General features: G+C 61.5%; 21 protein-coding genes. 9 read left to right on the top strand and 12 right to left on the bottom strand.

From position 1 onward, the window contains the following. Positions 1–54: 54 nt before the first annotated feature. Positions 55–1,116, bottom strand: a complete 1,062-nt coding sequence (gene lptG, locus KHO49_RS06365; protein ID WP_102861275.1) for an LPS export ABC transporter permease LptG — start codon at positions 1,114–1,116, stop codon at positions 55–57. After that, entirely contained in the window at positions 1,109–2,227 is a 1,119-nt protein-coding gene (gene lptF, locus KHO49_RS06360; protein ID WP_102878482.1) for an LPS export ABC transporter permease LptF, read from the bottom strand. The genes lptG and lptF overlap by 8 nt, the downstream gene beginning before the upstream one ends. 307 nt (positions 2,228–2,534) lie before the next feature. On the opposite strand from lptF, the gene KHO49_RS06355 reads away from it, so the two are divergent. The 5 genes from KHO49_RS06355 to rlmF all read left to right on the top strand — a co-directional run bounded on the left by KHO49_RS06355 (position 2,535) and on the right by rlmF (position 9,168). Continuing rightward, entirely contained in the window at positions 2,535–4,025 is a 1,491-nt protein-coding gene (locus KHO49_RS06355; protein WP_102861273.1) for a leucyl aminopeptidase, read from the top strand. A 60-nt stretch (positions 4,026–4,085) separates the two neighbouring features. Further along, entirely contained in the window at positions 4,086–4,514 is a 429-nt protein-coding gene (locus KHO49_RS06350; RefSeq protein ID WP_102861272.1) for a DNA polymerase III subunit chi, read from the top strand. A 7-nt stretch (positions 4,515–4,521) separates the two neighbouring features. Beyond that, positions 4,522–5,001 carry a DNA polymerase III subunit chi gene (locus tag KHO49_RS06345; RefSeq protein ID WP_213664781.1) on the top strand — a complete coding sequence of 160 codons (480 nt, stop codon included), beginning with the start codon at positions 4,522–4,524 and terminating at the stop codon, positions 4,999–5,001. A 119-nt stretch (positions 5,002–5,120) separates the two neighbouring features. Further along, positions 5,121–7,967 carry a valine--tRNA ligase gene (locus KHO49_RS06340; protein ID WP_110652309.1) on the top strand — a complete coding sequence of 949 codons (2,847 nt, stop codon included), beginning with the start codon at positions 5,121–5,123 and terminating at the stop codon, positions 7,965–7,967. 175 nt (positions 7,968–8,142) lie between these two features. Further along, positions 8,143–9,168: a 23S rRNA (adenine(1618)-N(6))-methyltransferase RlmF gene (rlmF, locus tag KHO49_RS06335; protein WP_213664780.1), complete on the top strand. Its 1,026-nt coding sequence runs from the start codon at positions 8,143–8,145 to the stop codon at positions 9,166–9,168. A 94-nt stretch (positions 9,169–9,262) separates the two neighbouring features. Here the strand turns inward: rlmF and KHO49_RS06330 are convergent, their stop codons facing one another. Beyond that, positions 9,263–9,544 (bottom strand): HU family DNA-binding protein, encoded by a 282-nt coding sequence (locus tag KHO49_RS06330; RefSeq protein WP_003440137.1) that lies wholly within the window; start codon positions 9,542–9,544, stop codon positions 9,263–9,265. Between the two features lie 394 nt (positions 9,545–9,938). On the opposite strand from KHO49_RS06330, the gene yejK reads away from it, so the two are divergent. Together yejK and KHO49_RS06320 are read left to right on the top strand one after the other, a co-directional pair. Then, positions 9,939–10,943: a nucleoid-associated protein YejK gene (yejK, locus tag KHO49_RS06325; protein WP_060837659.1), complete on the top strand. Its 1,005-nt coding sequence runs from the start codon at positions 9,939–9,941 to the stop codon at positions 10,941–10,943. Continuing rightward, complete coding sequence (locus KHO49_RS06320) at positions 10,943–11,296, top strand: glutaredoxin family protein (RefSeq protein ID WP_110652307.1); 354 nt, start codon at positions 10,943–10,945, stop codon at positions 11,294–11,296. The genes yejK and KHO49_RS06320 overlap by 1 nt, the downstream gene beginning before the upstream one ends. 102 nt (positions 11,297–11,398) lie before the next feature. On the opposite strand, the gene KHO49_RS06315 is transcribed toward KHO49_RS06320, so the two are convergent. The 5 genes from KHO49_RS06315 to KHO49_RS06295 form a co-directional block, all read right to left on the bottom strand. Beyond that, on the bottom strand, positions 11,399–12,334 hold the full coding sequence (locus KHO49_RS06315; RefSeq protein WP_213664779.1) for a glutathione S-transferase family protein: 936 nt from the start codon (positions 12,332–12,334) through the stop codon (positions 11,399–11,401). 87 nt (positions 12,335–12,421) lie between these two features. After that, a complete protein-coding gene (locus KHO49_RS06310; RefSeq protein WP_102861714.1) occupies positions 12,422–12,742 on the bottom strand; it encodes a GIY-YIG nuclease family protein in 321 nt (106 codons plus the stop codon). A 54-nt stretch (positions 12,743–12,796) separates the two neighbouring features. Then, positions 12,797–13,267 (bottom strand): nuclear transport factor 2 family protein, encoded by a 471-nt coding sequence (locus KHO49_RS06305; protein WP_213664778.1) that lies wholly within the window; start codon positions 13,265–13,267, stop codon positions 12,797–12,799. A gap of 99 nt (positions 13,268–13,366) precedes the next feature. Next, entirely contained in the window at positions 13,367–14,638 is a 1,272-nt protein-coding gene (locus tag KHO49_RS06300; protein WP_102878475.1) for a CynX/NimT family MFS transporter, read from the bottom strand. A 13-nt stretch (positions 14,639–14,651) separates the two neighbouring features. Next, complete coding sequence (locus tag KHO49_RS06295; protein ID WP_110652305.1) at positions 14,652–15,311, bottom strand: FadR/GntR family transcriptional regulator; 660 nt, start codon at positions 15,309–15,311, stop codon at positions 14,652–14,654. A gap of 165 nt (positions 15,312–15,476) precedes the next feature. On the opposite strand from KHO49_RS06295, the gene KHO49_RS06290 reads away from it, so the two are divergent. After that, positions 15,477–15,788: a type II toxin-antitoxin system MqsR family toxin gene (locus KHO49_RS06290; protein WP_213664777.1), complete on the top strand. Its 312-nt coding sequence runs from the start codon at positions 15,477–15,479 to the stop codon at positions 15,786–15,788. Next, on the top strand, positions 15,785–16,267 hold the full coding sequence (locus KHO49_RS06285; RefSeq protein WP_213664776.1) for a type II toxin-antitoxin system MqsA family antitoxin: 483 nt from the start codon (positions 15,785–15,787) through the stop codon (positions 16,265–16,267). The genes KHO49_RS06290 and KHO49_RS06285 overlap by 4 nt, the downstream gene beginning before the upstream one ends. A 65-nt stretch (positions 16,268–16,332) precedes the next feature. Here the strand turns inward: KHO49_RS06285 and KHO49_RS06280 are convergent, their stop codons facing one another. The 4 genes from KHO49_RS06280 to KHO49_RS06265 form a co-directional block, all read right to left on the bottom strand. After that, the gene (locus KHO49_RS06280) at positions 16,333–17,097 is read right to left on the bottom strand and encodes an amino acid ABC transporter ATP-binding protein (RefSeq protein WP_102878472.1); all 765 of its coding nucleotides are present in this window, start codon (positions 17,095–17,097) and stop codon (positions 16,333–16,335) included. A gap of 10 nt (positions 17,098–17,107) precedes the next feature. Continuing rightward, positions 17,108–18,205: an amino acid ABC transporter permease gene (locus tag KHO49_RS06275; protein WP_102861261.1), complete on the bottom strand. Its 1,098-nt coding sequence runs from the start codon at positions 18,203–18,205 to the stop codon at positions 17,108–17,110. 10 nt (positions 18,206–18,215) lie between these two features. Continuing rightward, positions 18,216–19,397, bottom strand: a complete 1,182-nt coding sequence (locus KHO49_RS06270; protein WP_213664775.1) for an amino acid ABC transporter permease — start codon at positions 19,395–19,397, stop codon at positions 18,216–18,218. Positions 19,398–19,462: 65 nt separating this feature from the next. After that, positions 19,463–20,491, bottom strand: a complete 1,029-nt coding sequence (locus KHO49_RS06265; RefSeq protein ID WP_102878470.1) for an amino acid ABC transporter substrate-binding protein — start codon at positions 20,489–20,491, stop codon at positions 19,463–19,465. Positions 20,492–20,520: the final 29 nt, after the last annotated feature.

Genomic DNA, 20,520 nt, shown 5'->3' with positions numbered 1-20,520 from the left:
CGCCCCGATTCAAGGACCGGGGCGTTGCGCTAATCGCCTGGTAGAGCCAATGAATCAGCCGGCTCGGCGCAATAGCCAGAAACCAGCAATGGCACAGATACCCGCCGGCACCAGCACCGCGAACAGCGGCGAGAAGCCGAACACCAGGCTCGAAGGGCCCAGCAGGTCCTGGGCGATACGGAAGGTGAAGCCCACCAATACGCCGGTGAATACCCGCTGCCCCAGGGTCACCGAACGCAGCGGTCCGAAAATGAAGGAAATCGCCATCAGCACCAGGGCCGCCGTCACCAACGGCTGCAGCACCTTGACCCAGAACGCCAGCCAGTAGCGGCCATTGTTCAAACCCTGGTCGGCCAGATAATGGATATAGCCCCACAGACCACTGATGGACAGGGACTCCGGCGCCATGACCACGGTGCTCAGCAGTTGCGGGCTCAGGGCCACATCCCAACGCTCATCGGGCACGCTGATGACCTCGGTGTGACCGTCACGGAAATAGGTGGTGGTGACATCAGTCAACTGCCAGTAGTTCTCGTGGAACCGTGCCTGACGGGCAAAACTCGACGACAACATGTGGTGACTGTCATCGAAGTGATAGCGAGTCACGCCATACAGCAGGCCATTGGGCTGCACTGCGTTGATATGGATGAACTCCTCGCCCTGGCGGTGCCACAGGCCGCGCTTGGAGCTCTGGGCATCGCCGGAACCCTGGGCCAGGGCGCGACTGGCCTGGGCCTGGGTTTCGGTGGCCGGCGCGACGTACTCGCCCACCAGCACGCCCACCAGCATCAGCACCAGCATCGGCTTCATCACCGCCCAGACGATACGACCGACAGAAACGCCGGCAGCACGCATGATGGTCAGCTCGCTGTTGCTGGCCAGGGAGCCAAGACCGATCAGGCAGCCGATCAGGCCGGCCATCGGCAACATTTCATAGACCCGGCGCGGAGCAGTGAGCGCCACGTAGCTCATCACATCCATCACGGTGTAGGTATCGCTGACACTGCCCATCTCATCGATGAAGGCAAACAGCGAAGCCAGCCCGAGGATGATCCCCAGGACCGCGAGAATAGCCATGAACACACTGCTACCGATGTAGCGATCGAGCTTAACCACGAGCCATCTCCTTCATGCTGCGACGACTCGCCATCTTCAAACGCAACGGTTCCCAGTACATCAAACCCAGACCAATCGCCAGGAACATCAGGTGAACCCACCACAGCCCCAGGGTTGGCGAGATCTTGCCTTTCTCCATGGCGCCACGTACCGCGATCAGGATAGTCAGGTACGCCATATACAGCAGGATGGCCGGGATCAGCTTGAGGAAGCGGCCCTGGCGCGGGTTGACCCGAGACAACGGCACCGCCATCAAGGTCACGATAAACACCAGCAATGGCAGAGACAGGCGCCATTGCAGCTCGGCACGGGCCCGCAGGTCATCCTTGCCGATCAGATCAGCAGTGGGCATGGCATCGCGATCGGTGACTTCGTCGCTGACATCAGGCCGCTCCAGCAGCACGCCGTAGGTGTCGTACTTGATCACCCGGTAGTTGGCCTCACCTGGATTGCCGTCATAGCGATAGCCGTTTTCCAGGATCAGGTAGCGATTGCCATCGGGACGAATGTCCTGGTGCCCCTTCTCGGCCACCAGCACCGAAATGCCCTGGTCCTTTTTCTCCCGGCTCAGGCGTTTTTCGGAGATGAACACTCCGGAAAGATTGGTGCGGTCCTCGGAAAGCTGCTCGGTATAGGTCACCCGAGTGCCATCATTGAGCGCCTGGAAGCGCCCGGCCACCAGGGTGTCGAACTCGGTCAGCGCATCCTGTTTGTTCAGCAGCAACTGGAACTGATTGGCTCCCTGCGGCGCCAGACTCAGGCTCAACCAGGCCACCAGCAGGGCCACAAGGGCCGCCGGGATCATGGTCATGCCCAGCAAACGCTGCTGACTCATGCCGGTAGCCGACAACACGGTCATCTCGCTTTCGAGATAGAGCCGGCCGTAAGCCAGGAGAATGCCCAGGAACAGTCCCAATGGCAGGATCAGCTGCAAAAAGCCCGGCAGACGAAAGCCCATGATCAGGAACAGCGAGCCCGGGTCCAGGGCGCCCGAGGCGGCTTGTGCGAGGAACTTGACGAAGCGTCCGCTCATGATGATGACCAGCAGCACCGCACTCACGGCACTCAGGGTCAACAGGACTTCGCGGGATAGATAACGAAAGACGATCAAACCAGACACTCCAGGGTTGTCAGGCTAAGGCGGCCGAACAAGCAAACGTATCGAGCCGGCCCCAGAGACAGGGCCGCCGAAAAAAAGATGGCGCATTATCCTGTGATTGCGCGCGCCTGTCACGGAGGATGCTCACCCGACGCTCTAAAGCAGCGAACTTGGCCAAGACGAGGGTTGTCAGCCGCAACGGGCGAGGTTCAAACTGGCGGCTTTGTCGTCGGCAGCACGCGACGCCTTCTTCTATATAGACAAGCCCCGCGCCGGAGTCTTTCCTGCGCTCTTTGACCATTCATTCAGGGACCCAGACATGGAACTGGTTGTAAAAAGCGCTAGCCCGGAAACGTTGAAGACCGCCACCCTGGTGGTCGCCGTCGGCGAAGGCCGCAAACTCGGCAACGTGGCCAAGCAACTCGACGAACTCAGCGGCGGCGCCATCAGCGCCGTACTCAAGCGCGGCGATCTGGCCGGCAAGGTCGGCCAGAGCCTGCTGCTGCACGGCGTGGCCAAGCTGAAGGCGGAACGCCTGCTGCTGGTGGGCGTCGGCAAGGATGAGGAACTGGGCGACCGCCCGTTCCGCAAGATCATCAGCGGTGTACTTGCCACCCTCAAGGGCCTGGGCGGCAGCGATGCCGTGCTGGCTCTGGACGAAGTTGTGGTCAAAGGCCGCGACAGCTATGGCAAGACCCGTCTGCTGGCCGAAACCCTGGTGGACGGCGGTTACGTATTCGATCGCTACAAGAGCCAGAAAGCCGAACCCCGCGCCCTGAAGAAAATCACCCTGCTGACCATCAAGGCCGCCCAGGCTGAAGTCGAGCGCGGCGTGACCCACGCCCAAGCCATCGCCAAAGGCATGGCTTTTACCCGCGACCTGGGCAACCTGCCGCCGAACGTTTGCCACCCGACGTTTCTGGGTGAACAGGCTAAGGCCCTGGGCAAGGAGTTCAAGGGCCTGAAAGTCGAAGTCCTTGACGAGAAGAAGATCAAGGAACTGGGCATGGGCTCGTTCTATGCCGTAGGCCAGGGCAGCGACCAGCCGCCGCGCCTGATCGTCATGCAATACAACGGCGGCAAGAAATCCGAGAAGCCGTTTGCCCTGGTGGGCAAGGGCATCACCTTCGACACCGGCGGCATCAGCCTCAAGCCGGGCGCCGGCATGGACGAAATGAAATACGACATGGGCGGCGCCGCCAGCGTGTTCGGCACCCTGCGCGCCGTGCTCGAACTGCAACTGCCGATCAACCTGGTATGCATCCTGGCCTGCGCCGAGAACATGCCCAGCGGCGGCGCTGCACGGCCTGGCGATATCGTCACCACCATGAGCGGCCAGACCGTGGAAATCCTCAATACCGACGCCGAAGGCCGTCTGGTGCTGTGCGACGCCCTGACCTACGCCGAACGCTTCAAGCCCCAGGCTGTGATCGACATCGCCACCCTGACCGGTGCCTGCGTGGTCGCCCTGGGCGCCCATACGTCCGGCCTGCTGGGCAACAACGACGAGTTGATCGGCCAACTGCTAAGCGCCGGCCAGCAAGCCGACGACCGCGCCTGGCAACTGCCGCTGTTCGATGAGTACCAGGAACAACTGGACAGCCCGTTCGCCGATATCGCCAACATTGGCGGGCCAAAGGCCGGGACCATCACTGCCGCGTGCTTCCTCTCGCGCTTCACCAAGAACCTGAACTGGGCGCACCTGGATATCGCCGGCACCGCCTGGACCAGCGGCGGCAAGGACAAGGGCGCCACCGGCCGCCCCGTCCCCCTGCTGACCCAATACCTGCTGGACCGCGCCAAAGCCTGAAAACCATGACCGCGAAGGGTGTCGCTTGAAGGCGGCGCCCTTTCCGGCTCAGGAATCCCAATGACCAAAGTCGACTTCTACATTCTTCCCAGCGCGGACCCTGCGGCGCGCCTGGATTTTGCCTGCAAGCTCACCGACAAGGCCTGGCGCATGGGCCATCGCATCTACCTGCATTGCAGCGACGCCCAACAACGGGACGAGCTCGACGCCCGCCTGTGGCGCTTCAAGGGCGAAGCCTTCGTTCCCCACGGCCCGGCAGAAAGCGAAGCCGACGGCCTGATCGTGCTTGGCTTGGGCCAGGACCCTGGCGAACACAACGACCTGCTGGTGAACCTGGACCTGAAAGTACCGGCCTTTGCACCGCGCTTTGCCCGAATTGCCGAAGTGGTGGTGGAAGACCCGACTATTCGTCAGGCGGCCCGCGAGAGTTTCCGTTTCTATCGCGAACAGGGCTATCCTCTGCAAGATCACCGTTTACAGCGACTCTGAGCACCCGATGGACACTCCCAACCCGCTGCAAAAGCCCGCGCATCTGCTGGACGACCTCGAGTCGATCCGTCAACTGCTCGGCGATGACAATCTGCAACCGCCACTGCTGACCGAAACCGTGAGCGGCGAAGTGCAAATCCCCCTGCTGTTCGACATGGTGGGCAGCCAGCAACCTGACGAAACCGAAGCTGCACCCGCAGCGCAAGCCAAACCGCAAGCTGCACCGGCACCGGCACCAGTTCAAGTGACGGCACCAGCCCCTGCTCCAGCTCCAGCTCCAGCGACCGCCCCCGCAGCCAAACCCGCCCCTGCCAGCAACAGCGCCGATGCCCTGCTGCACCTGGATACCGAACTGCGTGCCGCTGCCCAGCTGATCATGCAAGACGTGATCGACGATTTCGCCCCGCACATCGAAACCGAAATCAAGCGCCGCCTCGACGCCCGCCTGGAACGCCTGCTCGCAGCAGCCACCAACGGCAAACCATAAGCCACACGCAAAAGCCGGGCATGGCCATCTTGTCGCTTGCCGCTTGTGGCTTGCTGCTGCCCCCCTCCGCTATACTTCCCGGCTTTTCCTGAATAAATGCCAATAGGGTCCCGCCGCGCATGGATAAGACCTACCAGCCGCACGCCATTGAAACTTCCTGGTACCAGACCTGGGAGTCCGAGAACTACTTCGCCCCGCAAGGCGCGGGCGACTCCTACACCATCATGATCCCGCCGCCGAACGTCACCGGCAGCCTGCACATGGGCCACGGCTTCAACAACGCGATCATGGACGCCCTGATCCGCTTCCGCCGCATGCAGGGTCGCAACACCCTGTGGCAGCCGGGTACCGACCACGCCGGTATCGCCACACAGATGCTGGTGGAGCGTCAGATCGAAGCCCAGGGCCAGAATCGCCATGATCTGGGCCGGGAAAAATTCCTCGAAAAAGTCTGGGAATGGAAGGATCAATCCGGGGGCAACATCAGCCGCCAGATCCGTCGCCTGGGCTCCTCCGTGGACTGGAGCCGCGAGCGCTTCACCATGGACGACGGCCTGTCGGAAGCGGTGAAGGAAGCCTTCGTGCGCCTGCACGAAGATGGTCTGATCTACCGCGGCAAGCGCCTGGTGAACTGGGACACCAAGCTGCACACGGCGATTTCCGATCTGGAAGTGGAAAACCACGACGAGAAAGGCTTCCTGTGGAACCTGAAGTATCCACTGGCCGACGGCGCCAAGACCGCTGAAGGCAACGACTACCTGATCGTCGCCACCACTCGTCCGGAAACCATGCTCGGCGACTCCGCCGTCGCGGTGAACCCTGAAGACGAGCGTTACAAGGCGCTGATCGGCAAGTTCGTCGAACTGCCCCTGGTCGGTCGGCGCATCCCGATCATTGCCGATGACTACTGCGACCCTGAATTCGGCACCGGCTGCGTGAAAATCACCCCGGCCCATGATTTCAACGACTACGAAGTCGGCAAGCGCCACAACCTGCCGCTGCTCAACATCTTCGACAAGAACGCCGCCGTGCTGCCGGCCTGCCAGGTGTTCAACCTGGACGGCAGCCTCAACGAAACCATCGACGGCAAGATCCCGGCCGAGTACGTGGGCCTGGATCGTTTCGAAGCGCGCAAGCAGATCGTGGCTGCCTTCGACGCCGCTGGCCTGCTGGTCAGCGTCGACGACCACGCCCTGAAAGTGCCGAAGGGCGACCGCTCCGGCACCGTCATCGAGCCGTGGCTCACCGACCAGTGGTACGTCTCCACCAAGCCGCTGGCCGAACCTGCCATCGCTGCTGTGGAAGACGGCCGCATCGCCTTCGTGCCCAAGCAGTACGAGAACATGTACTTCTCCTGGATGCGCGACATCCAGGACTGGTGCATCAGCCGCCAGCTGTGGTGGGGCCACCGGATTCCGGCCTGGTACGACGAATCGGGCAAGGTCTATGTCGGCCGCGATGAAGCCGAAGTGCGAGCCAAGCACAACCTCGGTCCGGACGTTGCCCTGCAGCAGGACAACGACGTACTCGACACCTGGTTCAGCTCGGGCCTGTGGACCTTCTCCACCCTGGGCTGGCCGGAACAGACCGACTTCCTCAAGACCTTCCACCCGACCGACGTGCTGGTCACCGGCTTCGACATCATTTTCTTCTGGGTCGCCCGGATGATCATGCTCACCATGCACCTGGTGAAGAACGAAGACGGCACGCCGCAGGTTCCGTTCAAGACCGTGTACGTGCACGGTCTGGTCCGCGACGGCCAGGGCCAGAAGATGTCCAAGTCCAAGGGCAACGTCCTCGACCCGCTGGACATCATCGACGGTATCGACCTCGAAACCCTGGTGCAGAAGCGCACCACCGGCCTGATGCAGCCCAAACTGCAGAAAGCCATCGAGAAGCAGACCCGCGCCGAATTCGCCGACGGCATCGCCAGCTACGGCACCGACGCCCTGCGCTTCACCTTCTGCTCCCTGGCCACCACCGGCCGCGACATCAAGTTCGACATGGGCCGCGTCGAGGGTTACCGCAACTTCTGCAACAAGATCTGGAACGCTGCGCGCTACGTGCTGGATAAGGGCGAGGACTGCGGTCAGAACGGCGAGGCCTATGAGCTGTCCCTGGCGGACCGCTGGATCATCTCGCAACTGCAGCGCACCGAAGCTGAAGTGACCCGTCAGCTCGACCAGTTCCGTTTCGACCTGGCCGCCCAGGCCCTGTACGAGTTCATCTGGAACCAGTACTGCGACTGGTACCTGGAGCTGTCCAAGCCCGTGCTGTGGGACGAGAACGCGCCGGTTGAACGCCAGCGCGGCACCCGTCGCACACTGGTGCGGGTACTGGAAGTGGCCCTGCGCCTGGCCCATCCATTCATGCCGTTCATCACCGAGGAAATCTGGCAGCGCCTGGCACCGTTGGCCGGCGCCGAAGGCAAGACCATCATGCTGCAGCCTTGGCCGGTGGCTAACGAAGCCCGCATCGACCAGGCCGCCGAAGACGACATCGAATGGCTCAAGGGCCTGATGCTCGGCACTCGCAACATTCGCGCGGAAATGAACATCGGCCCGGGCAAGCCCCTGGCCCTGTTCCTGAAGAACGTTAGTGCCGAAGACCAGCGTCGCCTGACCGAGAACGAAGCCTTGCTGAAGAAGCTGGCCCGACTCGAATCCATCACTGTGCTGGGTGCCGGCGACGAAGCGCCGCTGTCTGCCACCGCCCTGGTGGGTGAGATGGAAGTGCTGGTGCCCATGGCCGGCCTGATCGACAAAGGTGCGGAACTGGCCCGTCTGGACAAGGAGATCCAACGCCTGCAAGGCGAAGTGCAGCGAGTGGGCGGCAAGCTGTCCAACGCCTCCTTCGTCGACAAGGCTCCGGCCGAAGTGATCGAGAAGGAACGCGCCAAACTGGCCGAAGCCGAACAGGCTCTGGGCAAGCTGGCAGAGCAGCACGCACGGATCTCCAGCCTGTAACGGCGATTCGCGCAGTGTGAAAGAGGGAGGCCCGTACAGGCCTCCCTTTTTTATGCGCGCTGTCTTATGTAGCGAGAAGGCACGCTTGCATCACTTGTCGCTCGCCGCTTGAAACTTACCGTTGCTCCTGTGTGACAATGCCCGCCACTTTGAACCAGCCCCGAATCGATCCCCCATGACCGCCCCCAACACCCCAAAGCCTGCGCGCAAAAAGCCCAAAACCGCCTCCCCGGCCAAAAACGCCGCACCCCGGGAAAAGGCCAGCCTGCATCCGCGCAATCGTCACCAGGGGCGTTACGACTTCCCGCAACTGATCAAGAGCACCCCGGAACTGGGGCAGTTCGTGATCCTCAATCCCTACGGCAAGGAAAGTATCGACTTCGCCGACCCGGCCGCCGTGCGGGTATTCAACCGAGCCCTGCTCAAGGCCTTCTACGGCATCGCCCACTGGGACATTCCGGCGGACTTTCTCTGCCCACCCGTGCCCGGTCGCGCCGACTACGTGCATTTCCTCGCCGACCTGCTGGCCAGCCACAACCAGGGTGAAATCCCTCGTGGCGCGGCGGTACGAGTACTGGACGTCGGCGTCGGCGCCAACTGCATCTACCCGCTGATCGGCTACAGCGACTACCGCTGGCAGTTCCTCGGTTCGGACATCGACAGCACTGCCCTGTCCGCAGCCAAGGCCATTGTCCAGGCCAACGGCTTGAACAAGGCCATCAGCCTGCGCCAGCAGGGCAACCCCAAGCAGATCCTCAGCGGCCTGCTGGAAAGCACCGAGCGTTTCGACCTGACGATGTGCAACCCGCCCTTCCATGCCTCCCTGGACGAAGCCACCCGCGGCAGCCAGCGCAAGTGGCGAGCTCTGGGCAAGGCCGATCCCAAGCGCAAGCTGCCAGTGCTGAATTTCGGCGGCCAGGCCCGGGAACTCTGGTGCGAGGGTGGCGAGATCCGTTTCGTCAGCCAGTTGATCAGCGAGAGCGCCGGCGTCGGCCAGCAAGTGCTGTGGTTCAGCACCCTGGTGTCAAAGGCCTCGAACCTGCCGGCGATTGAAAGCGCGCTGAAAAAGGCCGGGGTCCTAGAAAGCCAGGTGGTAGAGATGTCCCAGGGACAGAAACAGAGCCGCTTCGTCGCCTGGACCTTCAAGGACAAGGCACAGCAACAGGCCTGGAGTCAGGAACGCTGGGTTAGGAAGAACTAAAGAGGCGGGAGATTCAAAGACGATTCACCTTGCGTGAATCGGTGTCACACAAACCGTGCCCGGAGTACTTCTGAGCACGGTTTCACTGCAAGTCTTACTTGTTAACAGCGTCGGTCAGGCCTTTAGCCACAACCAGCTTGATAACTTTCTTGGCAGCGATTTCGATGGCAGCGCCAGTCGATGGGTTACGGCCAGTACGGGCAGGACGCTCGGTCACTTTCAGCTTGCCGATACCTGGCAGAGTGATTTCGCCGCCATTTTCCAATTGATCAGCAACGATCTGGGCCAGTTGGTCCAGAGCGTTACGCGCGGTGGTTTTCGGCGCGTCGATAGCTTCAGCGATATCAGCGATCAGTTGGTCTTTAGTAATAGCCATTGTGGTGTTCCTTCCCTATCAAATTCATTTGGATTGCAGAGTGCAGTGTCAGCCATCGAGCCAGATCTTGTGAATCTGGCACCCCGGTTACAACCACGACAGATCGGGGTTATAGATACCGAAATCAGGGTTTGGTTCGACCCGACAAATGCTGAATGCACGCTTAACGCTGAGACATCGCGTAAGACGGGGCAAAACTAGCACACAGACGGGGAAATATCCGCCTCTACCTAGCCATTTGGTCAGCTTTATTGCTCTAAATCGGTAAAAAAATGCATAAGCGTTACCGACAGGCCGTTCATCGCCTGGCAAACCGCGCCAAAACCAACGGGTGCGGTACACTGGGCACTTTTTCGGGGAGTCCGCCCTCCCCCTTCAATCAGCCGAGAAGCCCATGCCGATCCGTCATTGCATCGTCCACCTGATCGACAAAAAACCCGACGGCAGCCCCGCAGTTCTGCATGCCCGAGACTCCGAACTGGCAGAGTCCGCGGCCATCGAGAACATGCTCGCCGACCTCAATGAAAGCTATAACGCCAAACAGGGCAAAGCCTGGGGCCTGTTCCATCCCGAGTCCGGCGCTTTCCCCTTCAGCGGCTGGCTGAAGGAGTACCTGGACGGCGGCCAGGACTTCACCGCATTCAGCCGGGTGGCGGTGGAGCATCTGCAGAAGCTGATGGAGGAATCCAACCTGTCGGTGGGCGGCCACGTGCTGTTTGCTCATTACCAACAGGGCATGACCGACTATCTGGCGATCGCCCTGCTACACCACAGCGAAGGCGTGGCGGTGACCGACCAACTGGACGTGACCCCGTCGCGCCATCTGGACCTGGGCCAACTGCACCTCGCCGCGCGGATCAACATCTCCGAGTGGCAGAACAACAAGCAGTCCAAGCAGTACATCTCCTTTATCAAGGGCAAGAACGGCAAGAAGGTCTCGGAGTACTTCCGCGACTTCATCGGCTGCCAGGAAGGCGTCGACGGTCCGGGCGAGACCCGCACCCTGCTCAAGGCCTTCAGCGACTTCGTCGAAAGCGAAGACCTGCCGGAAGAGTCGGCCCGGGAAAAGACCAAGACCCTGGTGGACTACGCCAGCAGCCAAGCCAAGCTCGGCGAACCCATGGGCCTGGAAGAACTCTCGGAACTGATCGACGAAGACCGCCCCAAGGCGTTCTACGACCACATCCGCAACAAGGATTACGGGCTATCGCCGGAAATTCCTGCGGATAAACGCACCCTCAACCAGTTCCGCCGCTTCACCGGTCGCGCCGAAGGCCTGTCCATCAGCTTCGAAGCCCACCTGCTGGGCTCGAAGATCGAGTACGACGAAGAAGCCGGGACCCTGATCATCAAGGGCCTGCCGACCCAGCTGACCGACCAGCTCAAGCGCCGCAACTGATGCTCCAGGGAGTACTGAAGAAGTTCCTGCTGATCCTGCTGGTGGTGGTGGTCTATCAGAACTGGGGCAAGATCGAACGGCTGTTCAACCCTTCGGCGGTGGTCAGCGAAGAGATCCGCAACCAGGCCCGGGTGGTGCTGTACGCCACCGACTGGTGCGGCTACTGCAAGGCTACCCGACGCTTTCTCGATCAGAAGGGCATTCCCTATCGGGAGTTCGACATCGAGAAAGATGCAGAGGCGCGTAAGGCCTATACCGCTCTGGGCGGTGCCGGGATTCCGATCCTGGATGTGAATGGAACCCTGCTCCGCACCTATGATCCCGATGCCATCATGGCGGCGCTGCAACCGTAGGAACCGGCGAGCCGACGCGGCGCTTGCCGGCGAAGGGGCCGGCAGATCGTGCACCGATCTTGAGGACGCCTTCGCTGGCAAGCCAGCTCCTACAGGTGTGAGTCACTGCGCCTGGATACGGAAACCCAACCGCGGGAAGTGCACGTGGACCACGCCGGCACGTGGATCTTCACGGCGCAGGATCAACTCTTCAGTACCGGCAAACAGCAACTCGCCTGCCACCGGATCGACTCCATAGTCGGTCGCAGCAATCACCACCTGCTGCCCTGCCACAAAGCCATTGGGATCGACAAACCGCTTATCCGGCAGCGGCGCCGGGGTAGCACCACGCGACACCTCAAGGGCCTCTTCAGCGCTCATTTCGGTGAAGGAGCCGTGACCAAAGCCCAGCACTCGCGCCAACCAGGCTGATACCGCCGGATACTCGTCCACCAGCGGCGCCGTCACCGGCGTCCCCTTGAGGAACCACAGCGGGTGCGCCAGGGCGATATCGGCAATCGAGGGCTCACCAAACAGGAAGTCCCCCGGCTCACGCTGCAGTTGCTGCTCCAGACGCGCCATGATGGTCGGCCACTGATGCTTGGCCACTTCCAGGGGCAGACGACTGGCGCTGCCGCCACTGAACAACCCGGCACGGTCGGCCATGAAGGCCTTGACCACCTCCGGCGGCATCTTGCCGAAACGTGCTGCGGCAGACTCGGGCTGGAACACCAGGGTCACCGCATGCTGGAACACCACCGAGTCGACCCAGGCGGCGAAGGTCGCGCTGATCATTTCCTGGCCTTCGGGGAACAGCACCGGCGAGGCCTTTTCCCGCTCCAGACGCCGGGCGATCAAAGCCGTGTCGCAGTAGATATCAGCACCGACTTGCAGTACCGGCGTCTTGCGATAGCCACCGGTCAGGGCGGTCAGATCAGGCTTGGGCATCACCGGGGAAATCTTCACGGAGCGCCAGGACAGACCCTTGAAGCCCAGGAGCAAACGGGCTTTTTCCGCGAAGGGAGAAGTCGGGTAATGGTGCAGGATCAACTCTGACATGCTGGGGTCCGCCGGAAGAGGGAAAGCGCTGAGCTTAGCGCGCAATCCATGGACGGCCTACCGATCCGACTGATGAGCACCTATCAGTCAGATTGATGCTGCTGCCCCGGCAGACGCCACCAGACACTCCTTGGCGCTTTTCCTGAGCTTCTTGATCAACCGCTCCTGACGCAGAGCCTCGCTCTTGTCCCGACAAGCTTCGGTATAGACCAGAGCCACCGCCGGGCTGGAGAGAAAGAAACGCGCGCCCTTGCCACTCTGGTGCTTGGCGAAGCGCTTCACCGGGTCGTCGCTGATGCCGCAATAAAGGGCGCCATTGGCCGCGCGCACCAGATACACAAACCAGGGTTTGCTGGCAGGCGCAGGCAGTTCGCCGGCAATCACGGGGTTTGGATCGGGGCTGCTCACAAAAACCATCGGGGCCTGTGGATAACAAGCCGCGATCTTAGCAGAGGATGGCTTTCAGCGACCGCTCTGGAAGGCCTTGAGGCCTTTACGGGCCTGGGCGCGAACGGCATTTTTCAGCAGCGGCGTCCAGCCCAGCAAAAGCCCCTTGGCCCCCAGGGCCTGGCGCGCCCAACGCCACAGGTCGAAATGGTCGTGGTGCTCACAGATCTTGCCATCGCGAAACACGAAACGCGCCTGGATATCGTTGACCACCGTGTTGCCGGTCTGGCTGAACAGGTAGGTGGCGACCCAGTGCGCGCCACCCGAACGCTCGTCGGCATGCACCTGATCGAAGGTCAGGGAAAAGTCCTTGGCCCGCGCGGTGAGCATGCGCCACATGTCGCCGGCGTCACGTCCGCGCAACTCGCCGAAGGCCGGATCACTGAATACAACGTCCTCGGTATAGCAGGCGCTCATGGCCTCGGCATCGAGCCGCTGGAAGGCCTGATAGAACTCAGTGATCAGGACGCGGTGGGCATCACTCATGGGCGGACTCCGGAAGGACAAAGGGATGCCAGCACAATAATCCGCACGCCCAGAGAAGACTATCGGCATTTGCCGTGCAAATACCGACAGTGACGCTCCTCAGATCCTCTCGCTTTGCGCCTGCACATACAGCGAGCGGCCGGCGCCCAGCCCGGCAATGATCGCCCCGCTGCCCAACACCGCGAAAATCCAGCCCACGGCGTTCCAGCCGCCGGTCCAGTCATGCACCAACCCCACGGCAAACGGCCCCATGGACGCCAGGGTGTAGCCGATGCCCTGGGCCATGCTCGACAGGTTGGCGGCCACATGGGTATCCCGTGAGCGCAGGACGATCAGGGTCAGGGCCAGGCTGAAAGTACCTCCTTGCCCCAGGCCCAGCAGAATGGCCCAGCCCCACAAGCCATCAAGCGGTGCATACAGGCAACCGAACAGACCGCCCAAGGTCATCAACATGACGATCACGATGGCCAGACGCTGGTCCTTGCCGCGAGTCGCCAGCCAGGGCGCCGCCAGGGAGCTGGCCAGTTGCACGATGACCGAACCCGACAGCACCAGTCCGGCCTGGGTCGGAGTCAGCCCACGACCGATCAGGATCGATGGCAACCAGCCAAACACGATGTAGGCCAGGGACGATTGCAAGCCCATGTACAAGGTCACCTGCCAGGCCAGGCGATCGCGCAGCAACCCGCGCACACGGAAAGCGACATGGTGGGCACCGTGTTTCTGCCCCACTTGAGGCAACCAGAACAGCGCTGCCATCAACGCAGGCACCACCCAGAAGCCAAGGCCCATGGCCCAGCTGTCATCGAAGTGGTGGCTCAAGGGCACCGTCGCGCCTGCCGCCATGGCTGCCCCCAGGCACAGGGCCATGGTGTAGACCCCGGTCATGCTTCCCGCATGCCGGGCGAAGTCGCGCTTGACGATGCCCGGCAGCAGCACCCCGATCACGCCGATGCTGGCCCCGGCCAGGATGCTCCCGGCAAAGACCCCGAACTCACCGAGCGAGCTGCGCAGGACAATGCCCAGGGCCAGGGTCAGGAGAATCCCCAGCACCACCCGTTCGGCGCCGAAACGCCGGGCCAGTAGCGGCGCCAAAGGCGCGAACAGCCCCAGGCACAACACCGGCAAAGTGGTCAGCAATCCCGCCTTGGCCGCCGACAGGCCCAGGCTCTGGGATACGTCACTGAGCAACGGCGCCATGCTCGACAGCGCCGGACGCAGGTTCAACGCCACCAGGATCAGCCCCAACAGCAACAGCCAGGGCCGCCGCAAAGGTGGCGGGGCCTGCTGGACTTCTTCGTCATCGGCCTCGGCATCGATCAACAACTCGGGAGGCGACGGGGTGTTCGGAGGGGACTGCTGGTTGGACATAAAGGTCTCGGATTCAGGATTCGTTGATCAACTGGCGGGACAGGTGCTTGGCCCGCTCGGGGTCGCCCTGCTCGATGGCGTCCAGCAGATGCTGGTGGAGATCGAAGACGTCCTGGCGGCGCGGAGTGACCGTCAAGGCCTGGCGCAACTGGGCGCCCACCACACTGGAGAAATAGCGGTACAGCTGGCTCAGGGTCGGATTGTGCGCGGCATCCACCAGGCCCTGATGAAACACCAGGTCGCAGGCGATGTAGCTTTCCAGATCGCCATGAAAATGCCCGCCGCTGGCCTGCAAGGCTTCGCTCAAGGCGCGCAGGTCCTCGTCGGTGCGACGCAGGGCCGCGAGGCCAACCGCCTCCACTTCAAGGATCTGCCGGGTTTCCCGGGCCTGCTCCAGAGAGCATTGGGACAGGGCCTGGAGCATGTCCAGGGGATCAGCCACGGCTCGCAGGTAGCTGCCATCGCCCTGGCGAATCTCGATCAACCCGGAAAACGCCAGCACCCGCATGGCTTCACGCACGGTGTTGCGGCTGATGCCCAGCTCACTGGCCAGCTCCGGCTCGGTGGGCAGGCGCTGGCCGACGGCCCAGACGCCCTTGGTGATGCGCAGGCGCAACTGCTCCAGGGCCTGGTCGACCAGGGAACGTTTGATCAGGGGGGAAATTTCGCTCATTGAACTCACTCTTTCATCCAATCATCGGATGAATTGCCCGACATGGTATTCAGGCTTTTCCGAGAGTTCAACGATTTAGGCTGGAGGAGGCACTTTCGCCATTGCAATCATGCCTTGACAAAAAACCCTATAAGGGTAATTTCGATCAAGCATCAAGGGTGTCTCATGGAAAAGAAAACACCTCATTACGACCTGTCGCTGATCAAGGCACAGGTCGTTCAGCAAGGAGCACAAGCCTTCACTCGAAGCGCATTGCGTTGCGGCAGGGAACTCGGATTGTCCCTGGCCGCCATGCAACGAGTAGTAGCCGGACTCCAGGGCAGCCTGTTCTACAAATCGATGACCACCTATAGCGATCATCGGCTGTGGCAGGACGTGTACTACACCCGCATCGATAACTGGACGCTCTACATCAAGGTCACCTACCGCCCCGGTGCAGGGCCTCCCGTGATCTCCTTCAAGGAGGCAGAGACTTGAAACAACAACAATGCTACAGCTGCGGCGCTCCGACCGGCATGCTGGCGTTCGAGCAGCGCAGCGAGCTCGTCGACTACCGGCACTTACAGCGTCACCTTCATGGCCTGGCGGGCTGGGAATGCCAGGAATGCGGTGAAATCGAATTCGACGCCGCCAGTGCACAACGCTACGCCGCCGCGGGCGACCAATTGCTGGAAGAGTACCGGCAGAGCGTCGCCGCCGACATGAAGCGCATCCGCCGCCAGCTGCACCTCTCGCAGAAAGAGGCGGTCAAACTGCTGTCCGGTGGCGGGCACAACGCCTTTTCCCGTTACGAGCGCGGCGAAGTCGGCGTGCCCCAACCGCTGTACGTGCTGATGCGCCTGCTGGATCGCCACCCACAGTTGATGAAGGACGTACTGGAACTCAGCGCACCACAGCGGGCGCCTTCTGCCTCCAGCGACCACCCCGAACAACAGCTCGGCGCTGCCGGCGGTTGAACGCCGGGCAAAAATAAACCCGGAACCAGTCCGGGTTTATCGTCAGCGCGGGCCCTGCATCAGGATCAATGCAGGATCTGGCTCAGGAACAGCTTGGTGCGATCATTTTGCGGGTTGTCGAAGAAGTCATTCGGTGCCGCCTGCTCGACGATCTCGCCCTTGTCCATGAAGATCACCCGGTTGGCCACGGTGCGAGCAAAACCCATTTCATGGGTCACGCAGAGCATGGTCATGCCGTCTTCGGCGAGGCCGATCATGGTGTCCAGCACCTCCTTGACCATTTCCGGGTCCAGGGCCGAGGTGGGTTCATCGAACAGCATGATCTTGGGCTTCATGCACAGCGCCCGGGCAATCGCCACCCGTTGCTGCTGGCCACCGGAAAGCTGGCCCGGGTACTTGTGGGCCTGCTCCGGAATCCGCACCCGCTCCAAGTAATGCATGGCAATTTCCTCGGCCTTGCGCTTGGGCATCTTGCGCACCCACATCGGCGCCAGGGTGCAGTTCTGCAGGATGGTCAAGTGCGGAAACAGGTTGAAGTGCTGGAACACCATGCCCACTTCCCGGCGAATGGCCTCGATCTGCTTGAGGTCGTTGGTCAGCTCCACCCCGTCCACCACGATGCGTCCCTGCTGGTGCTCTTCCAGACGGTTGAGGCAGCGGATGGTGGTGGATTTGCCCGAGCCCGAAGGCCCGCACAGGACGATGCGCTCGCCCTGCTGGACGTTGAGGTTAATGTCCTTCAACACGTGGAACTGGCCATACCACTTGTTCACACCCTGCATCTGAATAATGCCTTCAGGGCCCACAGGCTTTTTGTTCGCTTCACTCATGGAGGTACTCCTAACGCTTGTGGCCTGTGTCCAACTTACGCTCCAGATGCATGGAGTAGCGGGACATACCAAAACAGAAAATCCAGAACACCAGGGCCGCGAAGACATAGCCTTCGGTGGCCATGCCCAGCCATTTGGGGTCGGCGGCGGCTTGCTTGACGCTGTTGAGCAGGTCGAACAGGCCAATGATGATCACCAAGCTCGTGTCCTTGAACAGGGCGATGAAGGTGTTGACGATCCCGGGGATCACCAGCTTCAGGGCCTGCGGCAGAATCACCAGGCCCATCGCGCGCCAGTAACCCAGGCCCATGGCGGCAGCCGCTTCGTACTGGCCCTTGGGAATGGCCTGCAAACCGCCACGCACCACCTCGGCCACATAGGCCGACTGGAACAGGATCACCCCGATCAACGCCCGCAGCAGCTTGTCGAAGTTCATGCCCTCGGGCAGGAACAGCGGCAACATCACCGACGACATGAACAGCACCGTGATCAGCGGCACGCCACGCCAGAACTCGATGAAGGTCACGCAGACCACGCGGATCGCCGGCAGGTTGGAACGTCGTCCCAATGCCAGCAGGATGCCCAGGGGCAAGGCCCCGGCAATGCCCACCGTGGCAATCACCAAAGTCAGCATCAGGCCGCCCCACTGGCTGGTGGCGACGGTGCTCAGGCCCAGGTAGCCGCCGTGCAGCAGGGTGTAGGCCAACACCGGGTACCACACCAGGAAACACAAGCCGTAGATCGCTTTGCGAGCAAAGCGCGAGATGAACAAGGGAGCCACGCCGATCACCGCCAGCCATACGGTCAGGTCCACCCGCCAGCGCAGTTCCACTGGGTAGTAGCCATACATGAACTGGCCGAAACGCTGCTGGATGAACACCCAACAGGCACCGTCCTTGGTGCAGTCGGCACGGGTGGTGCCGACCCAGTTGGCGTCGAGGATCGCCCACTGCAGGATCGGCGGCACCACCAGGTAGATCAGGTAGAAGGCAAACAGGGTCAACAGGGTGTTGAGCCAGTTGGAGAACATGTTGGCGCGCATCCACGCCAGCACGCCGATACTGCGGCTGGGCGGCGGCATATCGGGCTTGAAAGTATGAGTCGTCATGGGCGCTTCCTCACCGCTCGATCAGCGCAATGCGCTTGTTGTACCAGTTCATCAGCAGGGAAATGCTGATGCTGATTGCCAGGTACACGCTCATGGTGATGGCAATGACCTCAATGGCCTGGCCGGTCTGGTTGAGCACCGTGCCGGCGAACAGCGAAACCATTTCCGGGTAACCGATACCGGCGGCCAGGGACGAGTTCTTCGCCAGGTTCAGATACTGGCTGGTCAATGGCGGAATGATCACCCGCAAGGCCTGGGGAATGATCACCTTGCGCAGGGTCGGACCGTTGCGCAGGCCCAGGGAACGGGCTGCCTCGGTCTGGCCGTGGCTGACCGACTTGATCCCGGAACGCACGATTTCGGCAATGAACGCCGCCGTGTAGACGGTCAGGGCCAGGGTCAGGGCCAAGAGTTCGGGGATCAGTACCCAGCCGCCGACGAAGTTGAAGCCTTGCAGCTTCGGCAACTCCCAATGCATGGGCGAGCCGAAGACCAGCGCGCACAGCGCCGGAATCACCAGCAACAACGCCAGGCCAGTCCAGAACTTGTGGAACGGCACCCCGGTGTCTTCAAAGCGTTTGTTGGCCCAGCGGCACATCAGCACGATGGCGACGATGGCCAGCACCACACTCGCAAAGAACGCCCAGAACCCTGGAGCCATCTGCGCCGCCGGCATGTTCAAGCCACGACTGCTGACGAAGAAGGTGTCGCCGAAGTTATGGCTGTTGCGCGGCCCCGGCATGGTCAGGAACACCGCGAAGTACCAGAACAGGATCTGCAGCAGTGGCGGAATATTGCGGAACACTTCCACATACACCGTCGCCAGCTTGCTGATGATCCAGTTCTGCGACAGCCGCGCCACCCCGATGATGAACCCCAGCAAGGTCGCCAGGATCACCCCGATAAAGGTCACCAGCAGCGTATTGAGCAGACCGATGACGAAGACCCGGGCATAACTGTCCGCTTCGGTGTAGGCAATCAAGTGTTGAGCGATGCCGAAACCGGCGCTGCGCTCAAGAAAGTCGAAACCCGAGGTAATACCCCGGTGCTGGAGGTTGGTTTGCGTGTTGTCGAACAGAAACCAGCCCAGCGAAACCACCGCCACAAGGGTGATGATCTGGAACAGCCAGGCGCGCACACGCGGATCGCTGAGGCTAAGCCTCTGCTTGGGTGCGCCGATTGAATTTTGCATGAAGTGCCCCAGGAATAATGGAACAGAACATCACCCGGCGGTTGGCCCGCCGGGTGATAGAACCATCAGCGCACAGGTGGTGCGTATTGGATGCCGCCGTTGTTCCACAGCGCGTTCAGGCCGCGGTCGATGGCCAGTGGCGTGCTCTTGCCGAGGTTTTTCTCGAACACTTCACCGTAGTTACCTACTTGCTTGACGATCTGTACTACCCAGTCCTTCGGCAGTTTCAGGTCTTTGCCGTATTCACCGTCCGCGCCCAGCAGACGTGCTACATCAGGGTTCTTGGTGGACTTGGCTTCAGCTTCGACGTTTTTCGAAGTGATGCCCGCCTCTTCGGCGTTGAGCATGGCGAACAGGGTCCACTTGACGATGCTGAACCACTCTTCGTCGCCCTTACGCACCACCGGGCCCAAAGGCTCCTTGGAGATGGTTTCCGGCAGTACGACGTATTCGGTCGGAGTCGCCAGCTTGCTGCGCTGTGCGTAAAGCTGGGACTTGTCGGAGGTCAGCACGTCACAACGACCGGACTCCAGGGACTTGGCGCTTTCATCGGAAGTATCGAAGGTGATCGGGGTGTATTTCAGACCATTGCCGCGGAAGTAGTCCGACACGTTCAGCTCGGTGGTAGTACCGGCTTGAATACAGATGGTCGCACCGTCCAACTCCTTGGCACTTTTCACACCCAGTTTGTTGTTCACCAGGAAGCCAATGCCGTCGTAATAAGTGACGCCGGCGAACATCAAGCCCATACCCGCGTCACGGGAACTGGTCCAGGTGGTATTGCGCGACAGCACGTCGATCTCGCCGGATTGCAGCGCAGTGAAGCGCTCCTTGGCGTTCAGCTGGCTGAACTTGACCTTGGTCGCATCGCCGAATACGGCTGCGGCCACGGCACGGCAGACATCGGCGTCAATGCCGAGAATCTTGCCGGTAGCGTCCGGTACCGAGAAGCCCGGCAGACCATCGCTGACGCCGCACTGTACGAAACCTTTCTTCTGTACTGCATCGAGGGTCGCACCCGCCTGTGCGAAACCGCTTGTAGCCAGTACCGTGGCCGCCGTAACGACGGCCAGGGTGGATTTCAACATCTTCATTCAAACCTCCAGTTTTGCTCTTGTTGTGT

The organism is Pseudomonas sp. RC4D1, from assembly GCF_018390395.1.
Taxonomy (GTDB): domain Bacteria; phylum Pseudomonadota; class Gammaproteobacteria; order Pseudomonadales; family Pseudomonadaceae; genus Aquipseudomonas; species Aquipseudomonas danubii.
Note: the sequence above shows the minus strand (reverse complement) of the source record. Positions and strands in the feature narration are given on the sequence as shown.

Bases quoted from the DNA above. Each gene is read 5' to 3' on its own strand.
- KHO49_RS06355 (WP_102861273.1), top strand. From the start codon at position 2,535: ATGGAACTGGTTGTAAAAAGCGCTAGCCCGGAAACGTTGAAGACCGCC.
- KHO49_RS06350 (WP_102861272.1), top strand. From the start codon at position 4,086: ATGACCAAAGTCGACTTCTACATTCTTCCCAGCGCGGACCCTGCGGCG.
- KHO49_RS06345 (WP_213664781.1), top strand. From the start codon at position 4,522: ATGGACACTCCCAACCCGCTGCAAAAGCCCGCGCATCTGCTGGACGAC.
- KHO49_RS06340 (WP_110652309.1), top strand. From the start codon at position 5,121: ATGGATAAGACCTACCAGCCGCACGCCATTGAAACTTCCTGGTACCAG.
- rlmF (WP_213664780.1), top strand. From the start codon at position 8,143: ATGACCGCCCCCAACACCCCAAAGCCTGCGCGCAAAAAGCCCAAAACC.
- KHO49_RS06330 (WP_003440137.1), bottom strand. From the start codon at position 9,544: ATGGCTATTACTAAAGACCAACTGATCGCTGATATCGCTGAAGCTATC.
- yejK (WP_060837659.1), top strand. From the start codon at position 9,939: ATGCCGATCCGTCATTGCATCGTCCACCTGATCGACAAAAAACCCGAC.
- KHO49_RS06320 (WP_110652307.1), top strand. From the start codon at position 10,943: ATGCTCCAGGGAGTACTGAAGAAGTTCCTGCTGATCCTGCTGGTGGTG.
- KHO49_RS06315 (WP_213664779.1), bottom strand. From the start codon at position 12,334: ATGTCAGAGTTGATCCTGCACCATTACCCGACTTCTCCCTTCGCGGAA.
- KHO49_RS06305 (WP_213664778.1), bottom strand. From the start codon at position 13,267: ATGAGTGATGCCCACCGCGTCCTGATCACTGAGTTCTATCAGGCCTTC.
- KHO49_RS06300 (WP_102878475.1), bottom strand. From the start codon at position 14,638: ATGTCCAACCAGCAGTCCCCTCCGAACACCCCGTCGCCTCCCGAGTTG.
- KHO49_RS06295 (WP_110652305.1), bottom strand. From the start codon at position 15,311: ATGAGCGAAATTTCCCCCCTGATCAAACGTTCCCTGGTCGACCAGGCC.
- KHO49_RS06290 (WP_213664777.1), top strand. From the start codon at position 15,477: ATGGAAAAGAAAACACCTCATTACGACCTGTCGCTGATCAAGGCACAG.
- KHO49_RS06280 (WP_102878472.1), bottom strand. From the start codon at position 17,097: ATGAGTGAAGCGAACAAAAAGCCTGTGGGCCCTGAAGGCATTATTCAG.
- KHO49_RS06275 (WP_102861261.1), bottom strand. From the start codon at position 18,205: ATGACGACTCATACTTTCAAGCCCGATATGCCGCCGCCCAGCCGCAGT.
- KHO49_RS06270 (WP_213664775.1), bottom strand. From the start codon at position 19,397: ATGCAAAATTCAATCGGCGCACCCAAGCAGAGGCTTAGCCTCAGCGAT.
- KHO49_RS06265 (WP_102878470.1), bottom strand. From the start codon at position 20,491: ATGAAGATGTTGAAATCCACCCTGGCCGTCGTTACGGCGGCCACGGTA.